Below are 4299 nucleotides of genomic sequence, written 5' to 3' on the forward strand. Positions count from 1 at the left end.
GCGCACCGAGATCGCGCTCAAGCCCTACGAAAGCGATCCGGCGAAGTGGGTCATGATGCCCGCGTTCGCCAAGCCCCGCCGCAAGGTGCAGCTGGAGCGCATCGACGCGCTGCGCGCCTGGGCCGAGGAGTGCCCCTACAACGAGGTCGTGCGCAAGGGGAGCGCCGTGGGCGTGGTGTGCGCCGGCGCCGTCTACCAGCACGTCGTGGAAGCGCTGCCCGACGCGTCCGTGTTCAAACTGGGCCTCACCTGGCCGCTTCCGCAGCAGGCGCTGCGCGACTTCGCCGAGAGCGTGGACGCGCTCTACGTGGTGGAGGAGGCTTCCGAGTACCTGGACGAGGGCGTGCGGGCGCTGGGCATCGAGGTCGCCGCGTTCGAGAGCCCGCTGCCGCGCGACGGCGAACTGACCCCCGGCCTCATCAGAGCGGCGTTCGGCTTCGAGGAGCCTGCTCACGAGCCGTTGCCCGCCGGCCTTCCGGGCCGCCCGCCGGCGTTGTGCGCCGGGTGCCCGCACCGTCTCGTGTTCAAGGAGCTTTCCCGCATGAAGGCCGTCGTCACCGGCGACATCGGCTGCTACACTTTGGGCGCGCTGCCGCCGCTGTCCGCCATGGACACCACCATCGACATGGGCGCGTCGGTTTCCATGTCGCATGGCTTCGAGCTGGCCTGGGCGGGCACCGACCACCGTCCCGTCGTGGGCGTCATCGGCGACTCGACGTTCGCGCACTCGGGCCTGTCGGCGCTGATCTCCACCGTGTACAACCAAGGACGCGGAACCGTCTGCGTGCTGGACAACCGCACCACGGCCATGACGGGTCGCCAGGGAAACCCCTTCAACGGCGAGACGCTGCAAGGCCGCCTCTCGCGCGAGCTCGACCTCGAGGGCGTCGTGCGCGCCATCGGCGTCGAGGACGTGCGCACCGTCGACCCGAACGACGCCAAAGCCGTTCGCCGCGCGCTCAAGGAGGCTGTGGCCTCGGAGGAGCTTTCCGTGCTCGTGTTCCGCAGCCCCTGCGTGCTGATCGACCGGCATCGCGAGCCCGCCTACGCGGTGACCGACGCCTGCACGGCATGCGGCGTGTGCTCGACTTTAGGCTGTCCGGCCATCGCGAAGGATCCGGCGAACGACCACGCGCTCATCGATGCCGCCCAGTGCATCGGCTGCGGCCAGTGCGCCCAGTACTGCGCTTGGAACGCCATCGCGCAACCCGCTGGGGAGAAAGGAGGCGTCGCATGATGACCTCGAACGATACTGTCACCGTCCTTCTGTGCGGCGTGGGCGGCCAGGGCACCATCCTGGCGGCCGACCTCCTGGCTCATGCGGCGCTGGAATCCGGTTACGACGCGAAGGTGTCCGAGATCCACGGCATGTCGCAGCGCGGCGGCGCGGTGACCACGGTCGTGCGCTTCGGGCGCGCGGGCGTGCAGTCCATGGTGTCCGACCCGGGATGCGCCGATTGCGTCGTCTCCTTCGAGACCACCGAGGCGTTGCGCAACCTTCCCAACGTGCGCGAGGGCGGCTACCTTCTCGTTGCCGACGAGTCCATCCAGCCGCTTCCCGTGCTCATCGGGCGCGCTTCCATGCCCGAGCATGCGCGCGAGACGCTGGCCGCTGCGGGCGCCACGCTCATCCCGGCCGGAGACATCGCCGTCGGCGTGGGCGCGCCGAAGTCGGTGAACGTGGTGCTGCTCGGGGCGTTGGCGACCCGCCTCGACTTCTCGCAAGAGGCATGGGAGCGCGTCGTCGCGCGCCGCGTGCCTCCCAAGACCGTCGATGCCAACTTGGCAGCGTTTCGCGCGGGCCTCGCGTTCGCTCGCGAGGCTGCGGGCGGGGAAGGGGCTTAAGACGTGAGCGTTCAACAGATCAGCGTATTCTTGGAAAGCCGCCCCGGGCACTTGCGCCGCGTGCTCGATGCGTTCGAGGACGCGCATGTCAGCGTGCGCGGTTACAGCGCCTCCGACACGGGGGACTACGGCATCGTGCGCTTCATCGTGGATGCGCCCGACAAGGCGCTCGCCGTGCTGCAGGATATGGGCGCGGCGGCCACGCAGACCGACGTCCTGTGCGCGCGTCTCGACGACGTGCCTGGCGAGCTGGCGCGCGTCATGGGCATCATGGCCGACTGCGGCATCAACGTGACGTACAGCTATTCGCTCATCTCCACCTACATCGCGCTGTCCGTCAAGGACATCGCGCGCGCCGAGAAGCTGTTGGCGGCTCAGCCCGTCGAGCTCATCGGGCAGGACGACCTCGCCCGCCCCGTCGCGCCGGAAAGCCGGTGATCCGCGTGACCGACATCACCGTGAAAGGCGCGGCTTTGGCCGCCGTCGCGGCAGGCGATTTCTCAAGCCTGCCCATCCACAATCCGGCTGTCGAATGCGCCTCGCGCAAGCGCATCCGCGCCATCCAGCTGGAGAAGCTCGTCGCGCAGGTTCGCTGGACGTACGAGCGCGTGCCCTGGTACCGTGCACGCATGGACGATTCGGGCGTGACCCCCTCCGACATCAAGACGCTCGAGGACGTGCGCATGCTGCCGTTCACGGACAAGTCCGTGCTGCGCGACACTTTCCCGTACGGCCTGTTCGCCGTGCCGCTGGACGAAGTGGTGGAACTGCACTCGTCGTCAGGCACCACGGGAAAGCCCATCGTGGTGGGCTATAACGAAAGCGATATGGCCATGTGGGCCGACTGCATCATGCGGCTCGTGCAGATGGCGGGCGTCGTGCCGGGCGATCGGGCGCAGATGGCCTTCGGTTACGGCATGTTCACCGGCGGCTTCGGCCTGCACTACGGGCTGCAGAAGCTGGGCTGCATGATGATCCCCGCCGGCTCCGGCAACACCGAGCGCCACATCGCCATGATCGAGGACTACGGTACCACCGTGCTGGTGGCCACGCCGTCCTACGCGCTGCACGTGTGCGAGGTGGGGGAGAAGATGGGCTACGATTGGGCGAAGTCCCCGCTGCGCGTGGGCCTGTTCGGCGGCGAGCCGTGCCCGCCGGGCCTCAAGGCCGAGATCGAGGACCGCATGCACATCGTGTGCACCGACAACTACGGCCTGACCGAGGTCATGGGGCCGGGCGTGTCGGGCGAGTGCCTGGCCTCGCGCGATATGCAGCATATCGCCGAGGACCACTTCCTATGGGAGGTCGTCGATCCCGAGACGGGCGAGCCCGTGCCCGACGGCGAGATGGGCGAGCTCGTGCTCACGCCGCTGGGCAAGCAGGCCATCCCCGTGCTGCGCTACCGCACGCACGATCTGACCCGCGTGGTCACGGAGCCGTGCGCGTGCGGCCGCACCACGGCGCGCATGCAGAAGGTGCGCGCGCGTTCGGACGACATGCTCATCATCCGCGGCACGAACGTGTTCCCCAGCCAGGTGGAGGACGTCTTGGCGGGCATCGACGGCGTCACGCCGCATTACCGCATCGTCGTGGAGAGCGCAGGCGGCCTCGACCGCATGACCGTGCACGTGGAGCTCAAGCCCGAGGCGTTCTCGGACTCGTACGAGGACATGGAGAATTTGCGCCGCTCCATCGAAGACAAGCTCAAGGGCGTGCTGCTGGTGGGTGTGAAGGCGAAGCTCGTCGAGCCCGGCGGCATCGAGCGCAGCACCGGCAAAACCAAGCACGTCGAAGATTTGAGAAAGTAGAGGGCCCCGCGTGGAAGCCGCCTCGTCGTCCGCTCCCGTGGTGGGGCGGTTCGCTCCTTCGCCGACGGGGCGGATGCATGCGGGGAACGTGTTTGCGGCGTTGACGGCATGGCTCGTGGCCAAGTCGCAAGGTGGCCGCATCGTGCTGCGCATCGAGGACCTCGACGCCGAGCGCTCGAAGCCCGTCTACATCGATGCCGTGCAGCGCGACTTCGAAGCGCTGGGGCTGACTTGGGACGAAGGGCCATACTTCCAGCACGACCGCACGGAGGCCTACCGGGCCGCGTACGACGAGCTGCGCGAGCGCGGCCTTGTGTACCCCTGCTTCTGCACGCGCGCCGACCTGCACGCGGCTTCGGCGCCGCATCGCGGTGAGAAGCCGGTGTACCCGGGCACCTGCCGGCATCTGGGCGACGGGGAGCGCGCCGTCCGCGCGCAGCAGCGCATGCCCGCGCAACGCCTCATCGTGCCCGATCGGGAGGTCGCCTTCGTCGACCAGGTGCAGGGGCCCTACGCTCAGAACCTCGCCGCCGACTGCGGAGACTTCCTCGTGCAGCGCTCGGACGGCGCGTTCGCCTACCAGCTGGCCGTGGTGGTGGACGACGCGGCCCAGGGCGTCACCTCGGTGGTGCGCGGCGTGGACCTC

5 protein-coding genes are annotated in these 4299 nt (G+C 68.8%); all 5 read left to right on the plus strand.

What is annotated here, in order from left to right:
* Positions 1-1237 (plus strand): thiamine pyrophosphate-dependent enzyme (locus tag ACMO6A_RS04005; RefSeq protein WP_418470815.1); only part of this gene is annotated, 1237 nt, incomplete at its 5' end.
* Positions 1234-1845 carry an indolepyruvate oxidoreductase subunit beta gene (locus ACMO6A_RS04010; protein WP_009608650.1) on the plus strand — a complete coding sequence of 204 codons (612 nt, stop codon included), beginning with the start codon at positions 1234-1236 and terminating at the stop codon, positions 1843-1845. The genes ACMO6A_RS04005 and ACMO6A_RS04010, both read left to right, overlap by 4 nt.
* Before the next feature lie 3 nt (positions 1846-1848).
* The gene (locus tag ACMO6A_RS04015) at positions 1849-2283 is read left to right on the plus strand and encodes an amino acid-binding protein (RefSeq protein WP_009306992.1); all 435 of its coding nucleotides are present in this window, start codon (positions 1849-1851) and stop codon (positions 2281-2283) included.
* 5 nt (positions 2284-2288) lie between these two features.
* Positions 2289-3653, plus strand: coding sequence for a phenylacetate--CoA ligase family protein (locus tag ACMO6A_RS04020; RefSeq protein ID WP_226843989.1), 1365 nt, complete (start codon positions 2289-2291; stop codon positions 3651-3653).
* A 10-nt stretch (positions 3654-3663) separates the two neighbouring features.
* A partial coding sequence (locus ACMO6A_RS04025; RefSeq protein ID WP_418470816.1) for a glutamate--tRNA ligase family protein occupies positions 3664-4299 on the plus strand: 636 nt, incomplete at its 3' end.

The organism is Eggerthella sp. (genome assembly GCF_048329335.1).
Classification (GTDB): domain Bacteria; phylum Actinomycetota; class Coriobacteriia; order Coriobacteriales; family Eggerthellaceae; genus Eggerthella; species Eggerthella lenta.